18 protein-coding genes and 2 tRNA genes are annotated in these 21810 nt (G+C 43.0%); 17 read left to right on the top strand and 3 right to left on the bottom strand.

The window, feature by feature from the left end; translation table 11 throughout:
• Positions 1-11: 11 nt before the first annotated feature.
• Positions 12-1046 (bottom strand): porin, encoded by a 1035-nt coding sequence (locus OCU30_RS09945; RefSeq protein ID WP_159439155.1) that lies wholly within the window; start codon positions 1044-1046, stop codon positions 12-14.
• A 537-nt stretch (positions 1047-1583) separates the two neighbouring features.
• On the opposite strand from OCU30_RS09945, the gene greA reads away from it, so the two are divergent.
• Entirely contained in the window at positions 1584-2057 is a 474-nt protein-coding gene (greA, locus tag OCU30_RS09940; protein WP_077315716.1) for a transcription elongation factor GreA, read from the top strand.
• A gap of 57 nt (positions 2058-2114) precedes the next feature.
• On the opposite strand, the gene yhbY is transcribed toward greA, so the two are convergent.
• The gene (gene yhbY, locus OCU30_RS09935) at positions 2115-2411 is read right to left on the bottom strand and encodes a ribosome assembly RNA-binding protein YhbY (RefSeq protein WP_077315780.1); all 297 of its coding nucleotides are present in this window, start codon (positions 2409-2411) and stop codon (positions 2115-2117) included.
• A gap of 119 nt (positions 2412-2530) precedes the next feature.
• On the opposite strand from yhbY, the gene rlmE reads away from it, so the two are divergent.
• The 16 genes from rlmE (at position 2531) to OCU30_RS09855 (ending at position 19129) form a co-directional block, all read left to right on the top strand.
• Positions 2531-3160: a 23S rRNA (uridine(2552)-2'-O)-methyltransferase RlmE gene (gene rlmE / locus OCU30_RS09930; protein ID WP_077315715.1), complete on the top strand. Its 630-nt coding sequence runs from the start codon at positions 2531-2533 to the stop codon at positions 3158-3160.
• A gap of 98 nt (positions 3161-3258) precedes the next feature.
• Complete coding sequence (ftsH, locus tag OCU30_RS09925) at positions 3259-5277, top strand: ATP-dependent zinc metalloprotease FtsH (protein ID WP_077315714.1); 2019 nt, start codon at positions 3259-3261, stop codon at positions 5275-5277.
• A gap of 71 nt (positions 5278-5348) precedes the next feature.
• The gene (gene folP, locus OCU30_RS09920; RefSeq protein WP_205408840.1) at positions 5349-6179 is read left to right on the top strand and encodes a dihydropteroate synthase; all 831 of its coding nucleotides are present in this window, start codon (positions 5349-5351) and stop codon (positions 6177-6179) included.
• A 28-nt stretch (positions 6180-6207) separates the two neighbouring features.
• A complete protein-coding gene (glmM, locus tag OCU30_RS09915) occupies positions 6208-7548 on the top strand; it encodes a phosphoglucosamine mutase (protein WP_077315713.1) in 1341 nt (446 codons plus the stop codon).
• 239 nt (positions 7549-7787) lie between these two features.
• On the top strand, positions 7788-8147 hold the full coding sequence (gene secG / locus OCU30_RS09910) for a preprotein translocase subunit SecG (RefSeq protein WP_077315712.1): 360 nt from the start codon (positions 7788-7790) through the stop codon (positions 8145-8147).
• 26 nt (positions 8148-8173) lie between these two features.
• Positions 8174-8256, top strand: a tRNA-Leu gene (locus OCU30_RS09905).
• Positions 8257-8310: 54 nt separating this feature from the next.
• A tRNA-Met gene (locus OCU30_RS09900) sits at positions 8311-8387 on the top strand.
• Between the two features lie 202 nt (positions 8388-8589).
• Positions 8590-9045, top strand: coding sequence for a ribosome maturation factor RimP (rimP, locus tag OCU30_RS09895; RefSeq protein ID WP_077315711.1), 456 nt, complete (start codon positions 8590-8592; stop codon positions 9043-9045).
• Between the two features lie 18 nt (positions 9046-9063).
• Positions 9064-10551 (top strand): transcription termination factor NusA, encoded by a 1488-nt coding sequence (nusA, locus tag OCU30_RS09890; RefSeq protein WP_077315710.1) that lies wholly within the window; start codon positions 9064-9066, stop codon positions 10549-10551.
• A 23-nt stretch (positions 10552-10574) separates the two neighbouring features.
• Positions 10575-13286, top strand: a complete 2712-nt coding sequence (gene infB, locus OCU30_RS09885; RefSeq protein ID WP_077315709.1) for a translation initiation factor IF-2 — start codon at positions 10575-10577, stop codon at positions 13284-13286.
• A 99-nt stretch (positions 13287-13385) separates the two neighbouring features.
• Complete coding sequence (rbfA, locus tag OCU30_RS09880; protein ID WP_077315708.1) at positions 13386-13781, top strand: 30S ribosome-binding factor RbfA; 396 nt, start codon at positions 13386-13388, stop codon at positions 13779-13781.
• Entirely contained in the window at positions 13781-14728 is a 948-nt protein-coding gene (gene truB, locus OCU30_RS09875; RefSeq protein ID WP_077315707.1) for a tRNA pseudouridine(55) synthase TruB, read from the top strand. Before rbfA ends, truB begins: the two co-directional genes overlap by 1 nt.
• Before the next feature lie 128 nt (positions 14729-14856).
• Entirely contained in the window at positions 14857-15126 is a 270-nt protein-coding gene (gene rpsO, locus OCU30_RS09870; protein ID WP_077315706.1) for a 30S ribosomal protein S15, read from the top strand.
• A gap of 291 nt (positions 15127-15417) precedes the next feature.
• A complete protein-coding gene (gene pnp / locus OCU30_RS09865) occupies positions 15418-17550 on the top strand; it encodes a polyribonucleotide nucleotidyltransferase (RefSeq protein WP_077315705.1) in 2133 nt (710 codons plus the stop codon).
• Between the two features lie 171 nt (positions 17551-17721).
• The gene (gene nlpI, locus OCU30_RS09860; protein ID WP_077315704.1) at positions 17722-18627 is read left to right on the top strand and encodes a lipoprotein NlpI; all 906 of its coding nucleotides are present in this window, start codon (positions 17722-17724) and stop codon (positions 18625-18627) included.
• A gap of 127 nt (positions 18628-18754) precedes the next feature.
• Complete coding sequence (locus OCU30_RS09855; protein ID WP_077315703.1) at positions 18755-19129, top strand: hypothetical protein; 375 nt, start codon at positions 18755-18757, stop codon at positions 19127-19129.
• A gap of 62 nt (positions 19130-19191) precedes the next feature.
• On the opposite strand, the gene OCU30_RS09850 is transcribed toward OCU30_RS09855, so the two are convergent.
• Positions 19192-21261 carry a sensor domain-containing protein gene (locus tag OCU30_RS09850; RefSeq protein ID WP_077315702.1) on the bottom strand — a complete coding sequence of 690 codons (2070 nt, stop codon included), beginning with the start codon at positions 21259-21261 and terminating at the stop codon, positions 19192-19194.
• Between the last annotated feature and the right edge of the window lie 549 nt (positions 21262-21810).

The following is a 21810-nucleotide window of genomic DNA, read 5'->3' as shown; positions in this document are numbered from 1 at the left end:
ACGTCAACTTATTAGAAACGGTATTGTAAACCAACCATCGCTTGGTCTTGCTTTTCTACGTTTGCAAGGCCTTTATCGCTATCATCAAGTAAGTTCCATTTGTAACCTACATATCCGAAGAAGGCAGGCGTAAAGAAGTAGTTTACTTCTGCTGATAGCACATCGACTGTATCATACTCGCGTTTACCTTTGTTATAAGTCGCGACAAGCTTGGTTTTATCGATGGTGTATGCCGCGGCAAATTCATAACCTTTGTAGTTGTGTAAGGTATTATCATCGTAGTCTACATGGGTGTATAACGCAGCTAGGTATAAAGCATCGTAAGTGAATGCAGTGGTCACCATCGCTTGCTCGTTATCATTTTGCTCAGAGTAACCACCACCAACGATTACGCCAGTATCTGCGATACCGTAAGTTAATGATAGAGCATAACCGTCTTGGCTATTATCGACACGGCTGTTTCTATCTCCGCTATCTTGACCATCTGCAAAACGGTAACCAGCACTGACACCAAGTGCATCAAATTGGGCATTATAAGCAAGGTAGTTATCAGTACGTCCTGCTAACGAGTTATATTCGTCAGGATTACCTTGAGTCGTATCGTCTGCAGCAATGTTACCATCATAATCAACAGATGCCGCTTTACCCCATGTTGACATAATATCGGTAAAATTGGTCAAGTGAACTAAGGCGCCATCTTGTTGGCCGTACGTGATTTCACCGGCGTCCATACCCAAACCTGCGAACAAGTAACGGGTATCAATGTCAGTAGCGCTGGAGTCAACTTCACCATTATTATTTGCTTTAGACCACTCGGTCTCGAACTTTGCTAGGCCGTAAAGGTTATCGTTAACTTGGTGTTTGCCTTCAAAGTTCAAGCGAGCGCGAGTTAAATCATTTGCGTCGCCATCTTGTTGTAGTAGACGTGCTTCGACACGACCACCAATAGAGAGTGAGGTTCCGTCTGCGTTGTAAACTTCAGCTGCGTTTGCACCTGTAGTAAGAGCCGCTGCTGCCACAGCTGCTGCGATGATAGTCTTTTTCATCTCGTTAAGTCCTAAAGTAGTGTCCACAAAAAACGTTGATAGCGACGTTTTATCCGTCCTGATAAAATGTCGTCTTAGCGTTAGCATAGGTACCTTACATACCCTCAGGTAACTAGCGTTACAACGTAAGCATTTCAGTATTCAATTCTGGTCATATAGTTCCCAAAGAGTTAGTAAAATGATATAAAACAGGGAAAAGAACAGTGTTTTATTATAACATAAAAAATATCAATCCATTGTTTTTAAATGATTTTAAATTGGAAACAAGCACTTAATAACCACTAGTGAAATATTATTTTTTTATATTTTTTGATGCTTTTTTCATCTTTTATAAGAATTTTCTTGTGCACCAGATCACAATGCATATTTGTTCGCAACCCTTTGAACTAGATTTAAAAAGTTAAATATGGATTTTGGATGATTTCATTTTAAACTTTGTTTAAACTGTTACGTATTATTTTCATCGGCGCTACCTAACCTTATATGGGTTGGGTGGTATTGTTTTGTCCAAAGATCGCTTTGGCATAGAGGTATAAAATGGAAAAAGTTCCTATGACTGTACGTGGCGAAGAACTGCTACGTAACGAACTTGATAAACTTCTCAAGCTACGTCCACAAATCTCTGCCGCTATCGCAGAAGCTCGCGAGCTAGGTGATTTGAAAGAGAACGCCGAATACCACGCTGCACGAGAAGAGCAAGGCATTTGTGAAGCTCAAATTCGCGATATCGAGTATAAGCTCTCGATTGCGCAGGTGATTGATGTCACAAAAATTGACAACAACGGCAAAGTCATTTTTGGTTCAACAGTGACCGTGATTGATGTGGATAGTGAAGAAGAAAAAACCTATCAAATTGTGGGTGATGATGAGGCTGATATCAAAAGCGGCCGTATCTCGATCAGCTCGCCAATTGCGCGTGGTTTAATTGGTAAAGAAGAGGGTGATGAAGCGGTAATTTCAACACCGGGCGGTGATAAAGTGTTTGAGATTGATAGTGTTAAATATATCTAATCTCTAATAGAAAAGGTCGCCCAAGGCGACCTTTTCTTATTGAGAACTTAATATTGTCTACTTACGTGGTAGTTCAATCTTACGCTGTTCTGTCGGGCGGTATAATACTAGTACTTTACCGATAACTTGAACTTTTTCAGCTCCAGTTTCGCGTACGATAGCATCAACGATAAGTTGTTTTGTCTCGCGATCTTCAGAAGCTACCTTCACTTTAATTAGTTCATGGAAGTCTAGCGCGATTTCAATTTCTGCTAAAACAGCTTCAGTTAATCCGTTGGCACCCATTAGCACAACAGGCTTCAGGTTGTGTGCGAGTGCTTTTAGGTGCTGTTTTTGTTTATTGCTTAGGTTCATTACGCGACCAAATTTATTTAATATTAGGGTTGAAAAGCCACATTTTAGCGCCATCTATCACTGAAGACTATATTTTCTAGCATACTTTCTTTGATAGATGCATTTTAGTTAGGAAACGAATGAGTAAACAAAAGCATTCAGCGAGCTCGGGCCGCTGGTTGAAAGAACACTTTGATGATAAATACGTAAGCGAAGCAAAGAAGAAAGGTTATCGTTCTCGTGCTATCTTTAAGATTGAAGAAATACAGAAAAAAGATACGCTTATTAAATCTGGCATGACGGTTGTTGATTTGGGGGCTGCTCCGGGTGGGTGGTCACAATATGCAGCTGGCATCGTTGGTGATAGTGGTCAAGTTATTGCTTGTGACATACTGTCTATGGATTCGATTGCAGGGGTCTCGTTCTTACAAGGCGATTTCCGTGAAGAAGCGGTATTGAATGCATTGTTGGAACGCATTCAGCCTACAATGGTTGATGTAGTAATGTCTGATATGGCGCCTAATATGGCGGGTAACCAGTCGGTTGACCAACCAAGAGCGATGTACCTAGTCGAACTTGCATTGGATATGTGCCGAGAAGTTTTGGCAATAAATGGCAGTTTTGTGGTCAAAGTCTTTCAAGGAGAAGGATTCGATGAGTATATTAAGAATATCAGAACGATGTTTAAGACGGTGAAAATCCGTAAACCTGATTCTTCTCGGGCTCGTTCTCGTGAAGTCTATGTTGTTGCTACTGGTTACAAAGGGTAACCTTTTACTAGTAATCATGACATTGAACCCTATAGCTACGGCCTGAAAACTGTAGTACCCTACCTTTAATTACAACTAGTTATCGCGAGGCTGACACCTTGAGTGACATGGCAAAAAATTTAATTCTTTGGTTGGTAATTGCGGTTGTTCTTATGTCTGTTTTTCAGAGCTTTGGCCCTGGGGACAGTAATGGGAAGACAGTAGATTATACAACATTTGTACAGGAAGTTGGCCAAGGCCAAATACAGGAAGCTAAGTTCAACAATAGTGAAATTACCTTCACTCGTAATGGCGGGAATTCGCACTACGTCACTTATATGCCTGTGTACGATCAAAAGCTTCTTGATGATTTAATTAACCAGAACGTTAAAGTTCAGGGTACACCACCAGAAAAGCAAAGTTTGTTAGGAACGATCTTTATTTCTTGGTTCCCAATGATTCTGTTGATCGGAGTTTGGATTTTCTTCATGCGTCAAATGCAAGGCGGTGGTGGCAAAGGTGCCATGTCGTTTGGTAAGAGCAAAGCACGTATGATGAGCGAAGAGCAGATCAAAACAACATTTACCGATGTTGCTGGCTGTGACGAAGCAAAAGAAGACGTGAAGGAGTTAGTGGATTACTTACGTGATCCAAGTCGATTCCAGAAGTTGGGGGGTAAAATCCCAACCGGCGTACTGATGGTTGGTCCTCCTGGTACCGGTAAAACCTTACTCGCAAAAGCTATCGCTGGTGAAGCTAAGGTGCCATTCTTTACAATTTCTGGTTCAGACTTTGTAGAAATGTTCGTTGGTGTTGGTGCGTCTCGTGTTCGTGATATGTTTGAACAAGCGAAGAAATCCTCACCTTGTATCATTTTTATCGATGAAATTGATGCAGTTGGTCGTCAACGTGGTGCTGGTGTTGGTGGTGGTCACGATGAGCGTGAGCAAACCCTAAACCAGATGCTAGTAGAAATGGATGGTTTCGAAGGTAACGAAGGTATTATTGTTATCGCCGCGACTAACCGTCCAGATGTATTGGATCCAGCGTTGTTGCGTCCTGGTCGTTTCGATCGCCAAGTTGTGGTTGGTTTGCCGGATGTGCGCGGCCGTGAACAAATTCTGAAAGTTCACATGCGTAAGGTGCCTTTAGGTAATGATGTTGAACCATCACTCATTGCTCGAGGTACTCCTGGTTTCTCTGGTGCGGATCTGGCTAACTTGGTCAATGAAGCCGCATTGTTTGCCGCTCGTGGTAATAAGCGTAATGTGTCAATGGTTGAGTTTGAGCTGGCTAAAGACAAAATCATGATGGGTGCTGAGCGCCGCTCTATGGTGATGTCGGAAGAGACCAAAGCTTCTACTGCTTACCATGAAGCGGGTCACGCGATTGTAGGTCGCATGGTTCCAGAGCATGATCCTGTCTACAAAGTGTCGATTATTCCGCGTGGCCGGGCATTAGGTGTGACGATGTATTTACCAGAGCAAGATCGTGTGAGTATGTCGAAACAACATCTTGAATCTATGGTGTCTAGCTTATACGGCGGTCGTTTAGCTGAAGAGCTCATTTATGGTGTTGAGAAAGTATCAACGGGTGCATCGAATGATATTGAGCGTGCGACTGATATTGCACGTAAGATGGTCACTCAGTGGGGCTTTTCTGAGAAGCTAGGCCCGATGTTGTATTCTGAAGAAGAGGGCGAAGTGTTCCTTGGGCGCAGTGCAAATCAGAGCAAACATATGTCTGATGATACAGCGAAACTTATTGATGACGAAACACGTAAAATCATTGACAAAAACTACGAGCGGGCACGTCAGATCCTCGTTGATAATATGGATATATTGCACTCGATGAAAGAGGCATTAATGAAGTATGAGACGATTGATGCTGGTCAAATTGATGACTTGATGGCACGTAAAGAAGATATTCGTGAACCTGCAGGTTGGTCTGATCGTTTAGAAAAAGCGAGCGAGGCAGATGAAGCAAATGCTGAGTCTGATACCACTGAGAAATCAGACGCTTCTGAATCAACAGACAATCAATCTGACGAAGCCAGCGAGCAAGACTCTGACTCTAGTTCTGACAGCAAAGCTGATAGTGAAGAAACTAAAAGCGATAAGAAAAAAGACACTGAGTAACGTTAACTGAGTGTATAAAAACCCCGACTTGTCGGGGTTTTTTTTTTTTGATAAAAGGAATCTTACCAATCATGATGAAACTACAAACGCCTACAAAACAATTGTTACTCGATAGCCCTCTGGTAATGGGGATTCTCAATACCACGCCAGATTCGTTTTCAGATGGAGGACGTTACACTCAGATTGAACGGGCGTTGCAACGGGCCTTACAAATGCGCGATGCGGGTGTGGCCATGATCGATATTGGTGGTGAGTCTACACGTCCTGGCGCTCCAGAAGTGTCATTAGAAGAAGAATTATCACGTGTTATTCCTGTAGTAAAAGCGATTCGTGAACATGATAAAGATATTTGGATCTCAATTGATACCAGTAAAGCAGAAGTGATGCAGCAAGCTATTGATGCAGGGGCAGATATAATCAACGATGTCAGGTCATTGACGCAAGAAGGGGTATTAGACGTAGTGGCTAAAGCACAGGTACCAGTATGCATTATGCATATGCAGGGGCAGCCAAAAACGATGCAAGATGCACCGGATTATGATGATGTAGTCGCCGATGTGGATGGCTTTTTGCAGCAGCGAATCTACGAATGTGAGCAAGCCGGTATTCTACGAAGCAATATTATCATAGATCCTGGATTTGGATTTGGTAAAACCTTGGCACACAATTATCAGTTACTAGACAAACTTGAACAGTTTCATCAATATAATCTCCCTATTCTCGCAGGCATGTCACGAAAATCGATGATCTTTAAGCCATTGAACAAAAAGCCCGCAGAGTGCATGGTTGGTAGTGTAGCTTGTGCTACACTGGCGGCATCAAAAGGGGCGCACATTATTCGTGTTCACGATTTTGAAGAAACAATAGAAGCGATAGAAATCGTTAAATTAATGAAAAAATAACTAAGAATAAATAAGTTAAGGGCTAGATATGTCTCAAGAAAGACGTTACTTCGGTACCGATGGCGTACGCGGCAAAGTAGGGCAGTATCCTATTACACCTGATTTTGTTTTGAAGTTAGGTTGGGCAGCTGGGCGTGTACTTGCTCAGCAAGGTACAAAAAAAGTCATTATTGGTAAAGATACCCGTATTTCAGGGTATATGTTGGAATCAGCGCTCGAAGCCGGTCTTGCTGCCGCTGGGCTTAATGCAGTATTAACTGGGCCAATGCCCACTCCAGCAGTTGCTTACTTGACGCAAACATTCCGTGCAGAAGCCGGCATTGTTATTTCGGCGTCACATAATCCGTATTATGATAATGGTATTAAGTTTTTTTCCGCTCATGGAACCAAATTACCTGATGATGTCGAATTAGCGATTGAAGCGCAATTAGATCAAGATATTGATTGCGTTGAATCCGGTTTACTTGGTAAAGCGTCACGCTTGATTGATGCTGCAGGCCGTTATATCGAATTTTGTAAAAGTACTTTCCCGCACAGTTTGAGTTTAGAAGGACTAAAGCTAGTTATCGATTGTGCTCATGGTGCCACCTACCATATTGCCCCTAGTGTGTTCCGTGAATTGGGAGCAGACGTAATTGCGATTGGTGTTGAACCTAACGGTACGAATATCAATGATGAAGTTGGAGCGACAGACGTTCGCGCGCTACAAGCACGAGTAGTGGCAGAACAAGCTGATCTTGGTCTGGCTTTCGATGGCGATGGTGATCGCTTGATTATGGTCGATGCGAAAGGTAATAAAGTTGATGGTGACCAAATCGCGTATGTTATTGCACGTAATGAGCAACGGCGTGGTACGTTACAAGGCGGTGTTGTTGGAACATTGATGACCAACCTTGGTATGGAAAATGGGCTTAAAGAACTCGGCATCCCATTTCAACGTGCGGCCGTTGGTGATCGCTATGTGATGGAAGCGCTCGTTGAAAATAATTGGTCAATAGGGGCTGAAAATTCAGGTCATATCATTCTTCTAGATAGTGTTACAACCGGTGATGCCATTGTGGCGGCCTTGCGTATGCTGACAGCTATAGCGGAAAGTGAACAGCCATTGCATGAACTGACATCCGGAATGACGCTTTACCCACAGGTGCTAGAGAATGTTCGCTTCAGTGGGGAAACCGATCCTTTGCAACACGAAAAAGTCCTAGCGGCTGTTGCAGCTGTTGAAGTTAAGTTAGCGGATAAAGGGCGTGTACTGTTACGTAAATCTGGTACAGAACCCTTGATTCGTGTGATGGTTGAAGGCGAAGACGCCGAGCTTGTTCAACAATCTGCTCTCGACATCGCTCACGTTGTTAAAAATAACTGCTAAACGTGCAATATTGGTGGGTAAGCTAGGCTAATTACTTGAAATCCATTAGAGAATTTGAGTTTTTGGCCTTTTTTTGAGCGTTTGAGTTAATAAGTGGTTTTTTTTATAAAATACACTTGTCAGTTGCGTCAGCATTGGTTAGTATTGGCCTCGCCTTCTGAGATGAAGGTCGCTAGCCTTGTTCAATTCAAATGATGAGAATAGCGCTGGCTCAACAAATTGGAACATAGGTGGACGACATGTATACAGCTCTACTTGTGATTTACCTGTTGGCTGCGGTTGGTATCATTGGCTTAGTGCTGATACAGCAAGGTAAAGGCGCAGATATGGGAGCCTCATTCGGTGCTGGTGCCTCAAACACAGTTTTTGGTTCTGGTGGCTCAGGAAATTTCCTAACTCGAATGACTGCAATTTTTGCACTAATTTTTTTAGTTACTAGCTTAGTTTTGGGTAATTATTCTACTCATAAAGCAGATTCTAAATGGGTTGACCCAGCGCAAGGGCAGACTCAATTAGATAGCAAAGCGAGTGACAATGCAGCAGCTGCTGCGAGTGACGATACAACAGATAATCAATCTGGTAGTGACGTTCCTCAATAACTTATCTTAGGATAAGTCAGGTTTATGCCGAGATGGTGAAATTGGTAGACACACTAGCATGAGGTGCTAGCGCTTCGGTGTGAGGGTTCGAGTCCCTCTCTCGGCACCATATTTACAAACTTGTAAATCTTTGCTTTATGCGTATAATGCATAGCAAGTCGGACGCGGGGTGGAGCAGTTTGGTAGCTCGTCGGGCTCATAACCCGAAGGTCGTTGGTTCAAATCCGGCCCCCGCAACCAACCTTTTAGGTTTGGATGCAAGTTTGGCAGTGCTAACCTCACTGCAATTGAGAAGTAATTCTCAATTTATCAGGGTCCAGCATCAAAAAACCCCGGCTTATCGGGGTTTTTTGTTATCTGAATTTCATAAAACGATGATTCAGATTGTGCTTGGAATTTAAATTGGGCTATAGGCCCTTTTTTTGTTTCTGGAGTGGTTGAAATGACTGGTTTAGAGAGACAACTAACAGAACTACTTGAAGCACCAGTTGTTGCTTCAGGTTATGAGCTGGTTGGATTAGAATTTATACGCGCAGGGCAGCACTCAACATTACGCGTTTTTGTTGACCATGAGAATGGTATTAATGTTGAAGATTGCGCTGAAGTAAGTCGACAAATTAGTGCGGTTTTAGATGTAGAAGATCCTATATCAGTGGCTTATAACCTAGAAGTTTCTTCTCCTGGTTTAGAGCGACCACTGTTTAAAATCGCGCATTATGAGCAATTTATTGGTCACGAGGTCAGCCTCGTTCTAAAAATGGCTGTTAGTAACCGTCGTAAATGGAATGGCATCATTGACTCCGTAGACGGAGAAACCGTTGCGATCAGTGTTGATGGCCAACAAGAACATTTTGCGTTAAGTAATATCGCAAAAGCTAACCTGATCCCTAAATTTTAAGTCTTAGAGGCTAGAAAGATGAGTAAAGAAATTTTAGCGGTTGTTGAGGCGGTTTCTAACGAGAAAGCGGTACCTCGTGAGCGTATTTTCGAAGCGCTTGAAATCGCGTTAGCGACTTCAACGAAGAAAAAGCATGAATTCGAAATTGAAGTGCGTGTTGAGATTGACCGTAAAACGGGAGAGTTTGAAACTTTCCGTCGTTGGTTGGTCGTTGAAGAAGTTGAAAACCCAACGAAAGAAATTTCGATTGAAGCGGCTCAATATGAAGATGAGACGCTTGTTCTGGGCGACTTCGTTGAAGATGATATCGAGTCAGTCACGTTTGATCGTATAACAACGCAAACGGCTAAACAGGTTATTGTACAAAAAGTTCGTGAAGCTGAACGCGCTCAAGTTGTTGAACAATTTATCGACAATGAAGGTGAGTTGGTGACTGGCGTTGTTAAGAAAGTGAACCGTGAAACGGTCATTCTTGATCTAGGTAATAATGCTGAAGCTGTTATCTTACGTGAAGACCAACTACCACGTGAAAACTTCCGACCAGGTGACCGTGTCCGCGGTTTGCTGTATGCTGTTCGTCCAGATGCACGTGGTTTCCAATTATTTATTACTCGTTCTAAGCCTGAAATGCTTGCTGAGCTATTCCGTGTCGAAGTACCGGAAATTGGCGAAGAAATGATTGAATTGAAAGGCGCAGCACGTGATCCAGGCTCTCGTGCAAAAATTGCCGTTAAAACTAACGACAAGCGTATCGACCCTGTTGGTGCATGTGTTGGCATGCGTGGTGCACGTGTTCAAGCGGTTTCCACAGAACTTGGTGGTGAGCGCATTGATATTGTTCTTTGGGATGATAACCCAGCACAATTTGTAATTAACGCAATGGCTCCAGCAGATGTTGCATCGATCATCGTGGATGAAGATGCTAACTCTATGGATATTGCGGTTGAAGCTGATAATTTAGCTCAAGCAATTGGTCGTAGCGGTCAAAACGTTCGTCTAGCTTCTCAACTGACTGGTTGGGAATTGAATGTGATGACGGTAGAAGACTTACAGAAGAAACACCAAGAAGAATCTACGGCAGCGATCGAGAACTTTATGAAGTATCTCGATGTTGAACAGGATTTTGCTGAATTATTGGTGGAAGAAGGATTTTCTACGCTAGAAGAAGTGGCTTATGTGCCAGTTAATGAACTTCTGGAAGTAGAAGGTTTAGATGAAGATCTTGTAGAAGAGCTACGCGGTCGTGCTAAACAAGCACTAACGACTATCGCTCTAGCGCAAGAAGAGTCATACAATGGCGCAGAACCAGCTGAAGATTTATTGAGCCTATCAGGCCTTGAACGTGACTTAGCTTTCAAATTGGCTGCTAAAGGTGTAGTAACACTGGAAGATCTTGCAGACCAAGGTGTAGATGAGTTGGAAGACGTTGAAGGTTTGTCTGAGGAGCGTGCCGGTGAGCTTATCATGGCGGCCCGAAATATCTGCTGGTTTGGTGAAGAAGCGTAACATCGGCAAGGGGAGGAAGCGGCATGACACAACTTACAGTTAAAGCACTGAGTGAAGAAATTGGTACTCCAGTTGACCGCTTATTAGAACAACTTGCTGAGGCTGGTATGCCTAAGTCTAGTTCAGATAACGTAACTGATGGTGAGAAGCAACGTCTTCTTTCCTTTTTACGTAAAGATCCTAGTGATAACGTAGGCACAGAACCAACTCGTTTGACATTGCAACGAAAGAAACGCAGTACACTTAGCGTGAATGCAGGCGGTGGCAAGAGTAAAGATATTCAAGTTGAAGTTCGTAAGAAACGTACTTACGTTAAGCGCGCAACAGTAGAAGACGAAGAAGCGAAACGTGAAGCTGAAGAAGCAGCTAAACGTGAAGCAGAAGAGCAAGCAAAACGTGACGCAGAAGAAGCAGCACAACGTGAAGCCGAAGAAAAGGCAAAACGTGAAGCTGAAGCAAAAGCGAAACGTGAAGCAGAACAAACGGCAAAGCGTGAAGCTGAAGAAAAAGCAGAGCGTGAGCCTCAAGACCAAGCGAAACGTACGCAGACTGATGAGCAAAAAGCTCAGCAAGAAGCTGTCCGTCTAGAGACCGAAGAGCTGAAACGTCGTCAGGAAGAAGAAGCACAACGCAAGGCAGAAGAAGAAGCCCAGCGTCAGCTTGAAGAAGCACGCAAACTAGCTGCACAAAACGCCGAGCGTTGGTCTGCCGATGAAGAGAAAAAAGGTGCTATGGAAGAGAAAACAGATTACCACGTAACAACTTCAACCCACGCTCGTGAAGCGGAAGATGAGGCTGATCGCCGTGAAGAAGGCGCAGTAACTCGTCGTGCGGCTAAGAAAAAAATGTCCTCACGTGACGATCGTCAAGAACGTAACTCTCGTTCTCGTGGCAAAGGCAAAGGCCGTAAAGGTCGCATGAGCAAGCCTTCGTCAATGATGCAGCATGGCTTTGATAAGTCAGCGACAGTCGCAAAATCTGAAGTTGTTATCGGTGAAACTATCGTCGTGTCTGAGCTTGCTCAGAAAATGTCGGTAAAAGGCACAGAAGTCATCAAAGTTATGATGAAAATGGGCGCAATGGCGACCATTAACCAAGTGATTGACCAAGAAACAGCACAACTTGTTGCTGAAGAAATGGGTCACAAAGTGATTCTACGTAAAGAAAATGAGCTTGAAGAAGCCATTCTTTCTGACCGTGATCAATCAGATGTTCAGTCTAAGGTTCCTCGCGCACCTGTTGTAACAATCATGGGACACGTTGACCATGGTAAAACATCAACATTGGACTACATCCGTCGCACTCACGTCGCTACCGGTGAAGCTGGCGGTATCACCCAGCATATCGGTGCTTACCATGTGAAAACTGAGACAGGTATGATTACCTTCTTGGATACTCCTGGACACGCCGCATTTACTTCAATGCGTGCTCGTGGTGCTCAAGCAACAGATATCGTGGTATTGGTCGTTGCAGCTGATGATGGCGTAATGCCACAAACAATCGAAGCCGTTCAACACGCGAAAGCAGCGGGTGTTCCTTTGATTGTCGCGGTAAACAAAATCGATAAAGATGGCGCTAACCCAGATAATGTTAAGAATGAATTAGCGGCTTACGATGTTATCCCTGAAGAGTGGGGCGGTGAGAACATGTTTGTTCACATCTCTGCTAAACAAGGAACTAACGTTGAGCAACTACTTGAATCTATCTTGCTACAGGCTGAAGTTCTAGAACTGAAATCTGTTTCTGAAGGTATGGCGTCAGGTGTGGTTATCGAATCTCGCCTTGATAAAGGCCGTGGTCCAGTAGCAACCGTTCTTGTGCAATCTGGTACGCTAAATAAAGGCGATATCGTACTCTGTGGTCAAGAATACGGTCGTGTTCGTGCGATGCGTGATGAGCTTGGTCAAGAAATTACAGAAGCGGGTCCGTCTATTCCTGTTGAAATCCTTGGTCTGTCAGGTGTTCCTGCTGCTGGTGATGAAGCGACAGTCGTCCGTGATGAACGTAAAGCTCGCGAAGTAGCGAACTACCGTCAAGGTAAATTCCGTGACGTGAAACTGGCACGCCAGCAAAAAGCAAAACTAGAAAACATGTTCTCAAACATGACTTCTGGTGACGTTGCTGAACTGAACATCGTATTAAAAGCGGACGTTCAAGGTTCTGTTGAAGCGATTGCTGATTCACTACGTAAGCTATCAACTGATGAAGTAAAAGTGAACATCGTTGGTTCTGGTGTCGGTGGTATCACTGAAACAGATGCGGTTCTGGCTGCAGCATCAAACGCTATCGTGGTTGGCTTTAACGTCCGTGCGGATGCATCTGCACGCCGTACAGTTGATACTGAAAACCTAGATCTACGTTACTACTCAATCATCTATCAATTGATTGATGAAGTGAAACAAGCCATGAGTGGTATGCTTGCTCCTGAGTTCAAGCAGCAAATCATTGGTCTTGCGCAAGTTCGTGATGTCTTCAAATCTCCAAAAATTGGCTCAATTGCCGGTTGTATGGTGACTGAAGGTGTCATTAAACGTAATAGCCCAATTCGTGTTCTACGCGAAAACATCGTTATTTACGAAGGTGAACTTGAATCACTACGTCGCTATAAAGATGACGTTCAAGAAGTTAAAAATGGCTACGAATGTGGTATCGGCGTTAAGAACTATAATGATGTTCGCGTTGGTGACCAAATCGAAGTATTTGAAACTATCGAGATTAAACGTACGATTGATTAAGCGACGATGCTTGCTTAATCAGGCAACAATCGGTTGTTAAATACACCATGGGGGGCTGGCTTGACCATCCCCCCATTCTTTCTGTAAGGGAGAAAAGATATGCCAAAAGAATTTAGCCGTACTCAACGAGTCAGTCAGCAGCTACAAAAAGAACTGGCGATGATTTTACAGCGTGAAGTTCGCGACTCACGCATTGGAATGGTCACCATTTCAGATGTGGAAGTATCGCGCGATCTTTCCTATGCAAAAGTATTCGTGACCTTTTTATGTGTTGGTGAACAAACACCAGAATCTTGTTTGGAAGCCTTGCGTGAGCATGAAGTCCATGTTCGTATGATGCTAGGTCGCCGTATTCGTCTGCGTCTTACACCTGAAATTCGCTTCCAATACGACAACACACTTGTCGAAGGTATGCGCATGTCTAACCTTGTCTCTGAAGTGGTCAGTAATGACCAACGTAAACAACAAGAGTCAGGTAAAGAGGACGAAGAGTAATGGCGAGACGACGCAAAGGCCGTGCCGTCAATGGAGTGGTACTGCTAGATAAACCGACAAGTATCTCTTCTAACGATGCATTGCAGAAAGTAAAACGTCTTTTTTTTGCAGAAAAAGCAGGACACACTGGGGCTTTAGATCCGTTGGCGACAGGTATGTTACCTGTGTGCTTAGGCGAAGCCACAAAGTTCTCGCAATTTTTGCTCGACTCCGATAAACGCTATCGTGTGATTGCCAAATTAGGCGAGCGTACGAATACGTCTGACTCGGATGGTGAGGTCGTTGAAACCCGTCCTGTTGATGTAGAAAAAGACACGTTATTGCGTCAAATCGAAACCTTCAGAGGTGAAAGTCAGCAAGTTCCTTCGATGTTTTCGGCGTTAAAATATCAAGGTCGACCGCTGTACGAGTACGCTCGTGAAGGTGTCGAGGTACCACGAGAATCAAGACTCATTAAAGTCTACGACATTGAGCTAATTCGCTTTGAAGGCGATGAAGTGGAGATGGAAGTGCACTGTTCTAAAGGGACGTATATTCGTACTATCGTTGATGATTTAGGCGAACTATTAGGCTGTGGTGCCCATGTGGTTTATCTGCGTCGTACTGGGGTGGCTAATTATCCTTACGAGCGAATGGTGACATTAGAACAACTTAATGAGTTAGTTGAGCAGGCTCAAGCGCAAGACATCGCGCCGAAAGATCTGCTTGATCCTTTGTTATTACCGATGGATACCGCGGTTGAGAGTTTACCTGCTGTTTATATGACGGTTGAGCAAATAGATAAAGTTCAGCATGGTCAGTCTGTTACAGTGTCTGAATCTCCGGATAGCGGTATGGTACGTATGCTTGGCGGAGAGTCGGCGTTATTTCTTGGTGTTGGTGATGTTACTGAACCTGGAAATATTGCACCGAAACGTTTAGTGGTTTACCCACAAAGCGAAGAATAAAGTCACGGATTAGCAAGGGATATTGCTTGTATGATGGGCACATATTCCCTATAATCCGCGGTTCATCGTATCGGCTGAATCAGAGATTGGCTGGTACATTTGTTTATATTAACTCTTAGGAGAGTATTATGTCTCTGAATGCAGAAACTAAAGCAGCTATCGTTGCAGAATATGCACGTGAAGAAGGTGACACTGGTTCACCAGAAGTTCAAGTAGCACTACTTACCGCTTCAATCAACCACCTTCAAGGTCACTTTAAAGAGCACAAAGGCGATCACCACAGCCGTCGTGGTCTTCTACGCATGGTTTCTCGTCGTCGTAAACTTCTAGATTACCTTAAAGGTAAGAGCCTAGACCGTTACCACGACCTAATCAAACGTCTTGGCCTACGTCGCTAAGATCCGTTTGAGTAAAAAAGGGGCTTTGAGCCCCTTTTTTGTTATCTAAATTTGGCATATCCTCCCCTAAGTAGTTTATACTACTCGCTGTTGGTTAATCATTGGTTAGCCACTTCAAAATTGCTCATTGCATTGCTGTCACCTTAGTCGGCCAGTAGGTCGCGGCTATTCAAAATAGATTTGTCGGTTGACAGTCTGTTTTCACTAGTCGCGATTGGCGATGCCTTGAGTGTTAAATGATACATCTAATGAGTACATTACTAGAGACTTATTAGAAACAAGGAACACTTAATGTTTGAAAATCCAGTAGTTAAAACGTTTGAATACGGTAACCATACCGTTACTCTTGAAACCGGTGTGATTGCACGCCAAGCGACAGCCGCTGTTATGGCCACGATGGACGATACGTCAGTATTCGTTTCTGTTGTTGGTAAAAAAGAAGCCGTTGAAGGTCAAAGTTTCTTTCCTTTGACTGTTAACTACCAAGAGCGTACTTACGCGGCAGGTAAAATCCCAGGTGGTTTCTTTAAACGTGAAGGTCGCCCTTCTGAAAGCGAAACGCTAACGGCTCGTCTGATTGACCGTCCTATTCGTCCGCTATTCCCTGAAGGCTTCAAAAATGAAGTGCAAGTTATCGCGACAGTTATGTCGGTTAACCCGAACGTACAACCTGATATCGTAACAATGCTGGCGACGTCGGCTGCGCTTTCTATCTCAGGAATGCCTTTCCACGGCCCAATCGGTGCGGCACGCGTTGGTCATATCGATGGTCAATTGGTATTAAACCCAAGCCCAAGTGAACTAGAATCTTCTCGTCTTGACCTTGTTGTGTCTGGTACAGAAGGTGCGGTTCTGATGGTTGAATCAGAAGCTGACGTTCTGTCTGAAGCGGAAATGCTATCAGCCGTTGTTTACGGTCATGAACAGCAACAAACTGCTATTAAAGCGATTAATGAATTCGCGGCTGAAGTGGGTACTCCTGCATGGGATTGGGCTGCGCCAGCAGTTAACGCATCATTGAAAGCGCAAATTGCCGAACTTGCTGAAGCTCGTTTAACGCAGGCTTACCAAATTACTGAAAAAATGGCTCGTTATGAGCAAGTCAATGCAATTAAAGCAGACGTGATTGCTGCTATCGTTGCACAGGACGAATCTCAAGATAGCGACGAAGTTAAGAAGCTTCTAGGTTCACTTGAGAAGAACGTTGTACGTGGACGCATTATTGCGGGCGAAAAACGTATCGATGGCCGTGAAAAAGACATGGTGCGTGCGCTTGACGTTCGTACTGGCGTATTGCCACGTACTCACGGTAGTGCTCTATTCACACGTGGTGAAACTCAAGCCGTTGTAACTGCGACTCTAGGCACACAACGTGATGCACAAATCATCGATAGTCTGCTAGGTGAACGTAAAGATCACTTCTTACTACACTACAACTTCCCTCCATACTGTGTTGGTGAAACAGGGTTTGTTGGTTCGCCTAAACGTCGTGAAATTGGTCACGGTCGTCTAGCTAAACGTGGTATTGCTGCAGTAATGCCTTCAGCCGATGAATTCCCGTACACAGTGCGTGTTGTTTCTGAGATCACTGAATCTAACGGTTCATCTTCAATGGCATCAGTTTGTGGTACGTCTCTAGCGCTAATGGATGCCGGTGTACCAATCAAGTCTTCAGTTGCGGGTATCGCAATGGGTCTTGTTAAAGAAGGCGATGATTTCGTTGTTCTTTCTGACATTCTTGGCGATGAAGATCACCTCGGTGATATGGACTTTAAAGTCGCAGGTACCTCTGAAGGTGTGACTGCACTGCAAATGGATATCAAAATCGAAGGTATCACTCAAGAGATCATGCAAATTGCATTGAACCAAGCGCAAGGTGCTCGTATGCATATCTTGACGGTTATGGATAAAGCGATTTCTGGTGCTCGTGATGAGATTTCTGAATTTGCGCCACGTATTCACACCATGAAGATCAGCTCTGAGAAAATCAAAGACGTGATCGGTAAAGGTGGTGCGGTTATCCGTCAATTGACGGAAGAAACAGGCACAACGATCGAAATTGACGATGACGGTACGATTAAGATTGCAGCAACTGACGGCGACCAAGCGAAAGATGCCATTGAGCGTATTAAAGCTCTAACTGCTGAAGTTGAAGTGGGTAAAATCTACACGGGTAAAGTTGCACGCCTTGCAGATTTCGGCGCATTTGTGACGATTCTTCCTGGTAAAGATGGCCTAGTCCACATCTCTCAAATCGCTGATAAGCGTGTTGAGAAAGTATCTGACTACTTAACCGAAGGTCAAGAAGTTCAAGTTAAAGTTCTTGAAATTGACCGTCAAAATCGTGTTCGTTTAAGTATGAAAGAAGCGGTAGAGAAGCCAGCAGAAGAAGCACCTGCAGTGGATAACTCTCAAGCAGAGTAATCAACTCTATTTTTCAATAATAATGGTTTAGCATTATTATTTGAAAGCATGATATAAAGGGAGCGTTTAATTACGCTCCCTTTTTTATTGGTAGGAGTGTTCGTTTATTTCAGTAATGTCATTGTAATTGTGGCATTACGTGTCTATTTAGGATAACAGGAGTAAGTATCTGTGAAGTGGTTTCGTACCCTAGCGGTGAGTGCGGCAATGGCACTGGTAGCAGGATGTGCACAGCAATCTGCGTCTAAGACGCAATGGATTTATGCACCGATGGCTATTCCGCTACAGAATTCTGTCAAGGATGAAGTGCAAATTGCACGCCTAAGTGAGCTATTACAACGTCAAGATATCAGCGATAATGTACGCTCTCGTATGCTAAACCAACGGGGAAATGCGTATGATAATGTTGGACTACAGGATTTGGCCCGCCTAGATTTTGTTAAGTCGATAGCGATTAACCCCAAACAACCGGCCGTATTTAATATGCTAGGTGTATTCTATACTGGGGTGAATAAACATGATGCTGCATATGATGCGTTTGACTCCGCTTTAGATCTAGACCCGAAAAATGCTTTTGCACTGCGTAATCGAGCGGTGGCTTTATATTATGGTGAGCGTCCCGAGTTAGGTCTTGAGGATATGGGGAAATTGGCTAAACAACAGCCTCATGACCCATTTAATGCGCTTTGGGTTTATTTTATGCAATACCAGCAAGATGCTCAGCAAGCCAAAAAAAACCTACTCAATGAGTATAGTGTTCATAATGAACAGTGGGGATGGAATTTAGTCGCACTGACTTTACATGAAATGACGGAAGAGCAAGTTATCAAAGCGATTCTCGATTCCACCCATGATAATGAGTTGCTTGCACAGCGACTGACAGAAACGTATTTTTATCTAGGTAAACGTTATCAGTTAGAGGGGCAGTATGCCCATGCGTTATCATTGTTCAAATTAGCGATTTCTCTTAATGTTCATGAGTATGTTGAATACCGGTATTCATTTTTAGAGTTGGAAAATATTTACAAGCATTTACGTCGTGTCCACGCGGCTCAACATGCCGCTAAACAGAAATAATAGAGCCTGATTGGATCTGATTGACTATTACTAAGCGACTCGTTAGAGTCGCTTTCTTTTTAGCGTGAAACCTTATGTTGGTACTCTATGAGGTATTTCTCAGCCCTGATAGAGAGTGAGTTAGATTATGAATTTAGAACAATTAGAACGTTTTTCTGCAAAAATATGTCGTACTCATGGTGATATTGACCCGATTTCTCAGATGAATAAGATAGATTATCGTTACTTAGATGCTGTACTTATCGCAGATTGTGCATGTTCAGTGGATTATCTAGCGACGCAGGTAGAGGGCGATATACAATCGACTCAAGCTGATATTGACACTCTATGTGAAAAACATTATTTGATTATGTCTGAATTAGGTCGTGTCAGTATTACGGAGTTAGGAAAGCAAAAACTCGCGAATGATCGCCGTGTACATGCTTTGATGGCGTTAGAGATGACGGCAAGCATGAGTGATGAAGAAGCCCATTTATTGGATAGCGTGTTGCACCGCTCTTAATGGTCAAGGATTAATGATAACGGCTGCTGAGTCTTACTCAATAAAGTATTAATATTAATACTTTATTGAGTGTGAGAGTTCTTTTTCTGATAGTGACGAATAAACAGTTCTTCTACTTCTTCTTTGGGTTGAGGGCGGTGGTAAAAGAATCCTTGAATGGTATTACAGTTCAACTGTGCTAACAGTGTTGCTTGCTCTTGAGTCTCAATCCCTTCCGCAACCAGTTCTAAATCTAAAGATTTCCCTAAATTAATGATATTTTCTATAACCGTAATTTGTTTTGGATATTGTTGAATATCATTAATAAAACCCCGATCTATTTTTAATTCATCGATAGGAAAGCGAGCTAGGTACGCTAACGAAGAGTAACCGGTACCAAAATCGTCAATCGATAAAGCGAAGCCCATATTTTTTATGGCTCGCAACATCTCTTGTGTATGCTGATTGTTACTCATGACCGCGCTTTCAGTTAACTCAAAAGTAATGCAACTTGGTGATATTCCTGTTGAGTTGAGTTGGCGCTCTAGAAACTCTAATAATTCACGATTACCGAATTGTTCAGGAGAGAGATTGATAGCCACTCTTCCAGGTAAAATATTCTTCTTTTTCCAGCGTTTTACAGTATTAAAAACTTCGCGAATGATAACTCGTCCGAGATGATCAATTAACCCAGACTTTTCTGCAACAGGAATAAATGAACCAGGACTAATGTAGCCTTCAACAGGGTGTTTCCAACGAACAAGCGCTTCTGCGCCATTGATCTCTTGTGTTTTTGCATCCACTTTGGGTTGATACCATACATCGAGTCCATTTTTCTGTAGGGCTTTTTGTAATTCAATCTCTAACCATAAGCGGGCTCTTGCTGCTTTATTCATATTTGAATGATACGTAACAAGGCGATTGCGTCCGCGTTCTTTGGCTTCAAACATTGCTGTGTCAGCATTTTGTAGTAGGGTGCGAGAGTTTGCCCCATTCTCTGGATATACCACGCTGCCAATCGAACAAGACATGCGTTTGCTAAAGTGTTGTAAATCAAACGGCTGGTTAATCAATGTTATCACTCTATCTGATAACATTTCTGCTGCGCGAGTATATTCTGGGTTTGGCCAAATAATCGCAAACTCATCTGCACCTAGATGACCAAGTACCCCGTGTTTCGGTAAAATACGTTTTAAACGAGCGGCAATTTCCCGAATGACTTTATCGCCAATATGATGCCCCAATGAATCGTTGACACTTTTGAAGTTATCGAGGTCGATATACAGCATGAGTACAGGAATTTCATGATGAATGAATTGCTCTAGTCGCTGCGTAAAGCCGAAGCGATTAATTAGTCCGCTTAATGGGTCGATATGGGTACCTAAGGTATTAATAGGCACCGTTTTGTTATCGTTATCTGCTTTGCTCGTGGTTTCTTTTAAGAGAATGATATGTGACTGATCGCCCCATAATTGAGTTGGAGTAGCAGAGACTGATAAAGTCCTTTTAACCGCTTTATGGGCGTTGGTTTGGCACAATAAGGGGGAAGCAGCATGCTCAATAAAAGTGTCTGGTAATGGGGTATCTGAATTGGGCAAAGTCAGTAAATGAGAGAGTTCTTCTCCCAGGATATAGTGGGTATCGTCAAAGCCGAGCTGTCGAACAGCCGTCGCGTTAGCTGATAAAATGATATTACTTTCAACGACCAACAATCCATCGCTAAGCAATGCAGATAATGCTAAAAATTTGCTTTCTGATTCATGTAGCGAGTTTAATAGTTGTTTTTGTTCAGTGATATCGAAAGCTTGGAATAGAATGTGCTCGACAGTGCCATCGTGTGATAATGGCGTCAGCGAAAACTGTAACGTCAACGAGTACCCATTGCGGTATAACTCAACTTCGCCCTCACTCGTTTGACCTTGAAAAGCCAATCGGTAATGTGGCAGTAATGAGTTATAATATGATTCACCGAACGTATTGTAATCATTAGAGTTTTTTAATTTCTCCACTGACAAGCCAGATAGCTCAGCATAACGCTCATTCACCATGTTATAATGATGAGCAGCATCTAGAATAGCAAAAAAGAACGTATTGCTTGCGGCTAACGTTGTAAACCCGTATTGCAAATTGTCCGATAATGTTTGCTCAGGCATGAAATCCTTACCAACTTTTCTTTATGCTATTTATAAGGGAGTCAATAAATAGCTTGGCATATTTATGTACTTTTATTGCTCTCTAGCATAGAAGCTGAAGAGACCGGTATCATTCACTCATTCAAACGATGTCGTTTGAATTTTTTGGGCTGCTATTTCTACATTAAGGAATATTTATGATAGAAACAATAATCATTCCTATGCTATGTAAAAGATTATGCCAGCTTTGCGATCTTCAATATATACTTGTGCGATATTTTTACATAGAAACTTTATTATTTACAGGTAGTCATTGCTCTTCAAGTGACTATTAATGAGAATCAACTGATTTTTTAGTGAGAACATCACGAAAATGATATTATAAGCTTATTATTTTGTGTGTTTGGAGCGAGAAGAGGGGTATTACATTAATCTCTAAATTAGGAAAGTAAGTCGAGTGCTTTATATGAATGATGGGTTTATTGAACGCTATCTTTTTACTTATCTCACTGTTTTTTTAAGTTTTTTAAGCGACATCATGAAATGTATAAAGTGAATTTTTGTGTTGAT

Source organism: Vibrio palustris, assembly GCF_024346995.1.
Classification (GTDB): Bacteria; Pseudomonadota; Gammaproteobacteria; order Enterobacterales; family Vibrionaceae; genus Vibrio; species Vibrio palustris.
The sequence above is the reverse complement of the archived record's forward strand: the minus strand, read 5'-3'. Positions and strand labels throughout refer to the sequence as shown.